Source organism: Bacillus sp. 05T31, from assembly GCF_056396725.1.
Genome location: NZ_JBFTMA010001294.1, coordinates 1 through 543 on the forward strand (window position 1 = coordinate 1; position 543 = coordinate 543).

Annotated in this window: 1 protein-coding gene and 1 pseudogene; one reads left to right on the plus strand and one right to left on the minus strand. The window is 37.0% G+C overall.

The genetic code is table 11. From position 1 onward, the window contains the following. Positions 1–93 precede the first annotated feature (93 nt). Positions 94–294 (minus strand): DUF3903 domain-containing protein, encoded by a 201-nt coding sequence (locus AC1DJR_RS32985; protein WP_477004564.1) that lies wholly within the window; start codon positions 292–294, stop codon positions 94–96. Positions 295–396: 102 nt separating this feature from the next. Between AC1DJR_RS32985 and AC1DJR_RS32990 the strand changes: the two are divergent. Next, positions 397–543: pseudogene (locus AC1DJR_RS32990) on the plus strand (NUDIX hydrolase); the annotation flags it as partial.

Below are 543 nucleotides of genomic sequence, written 5' to 3' on the forward strand. Positions count from 1 at the left end.
GACAGCATAATGGGTAAATCCCGATCCTTAAAGAGGATGCCCCTAATCTTCATGTGAACATATGATCGGATAAGAAAGCTGGCCAATTTATGGTCAGCTTTCTTTTTGTTCAATGAGTAAGCCTTCTTTAATTTCTGTTTGCAATAATAAAGTTTTTCCGAAGCGACGTTTACATTCAGCTCGTACTTTTTGAATGGCTAGTAGCTGAGAAGTAGCGGGCACTGTGACAATGGCTTGCCGAGGTTTTCGGTTTTCTTCACAAAAAACACATTCCACAAYATATTTAGAAATCATAATTTCATCCTTCCGGTTTGAATTTCTAAGAAKGGACTGCTCATGAAGTTGATGTAAACTTTCGGCATCTTTTTACTTATTTCCTCTTTTTTCAAAGGGGAAATAAAAAAGAAGACGAATTTTAGTAGGGGAGGGATGTATATGAAGAGATGGATAGGTACGGCAGCTATTTGTATGAATGAAAGAAATGAAATTTTAATGGTATTGCAAGGAAAAGAAGGGGAAGAAAAAAGATGGTCTGTCCCAAGT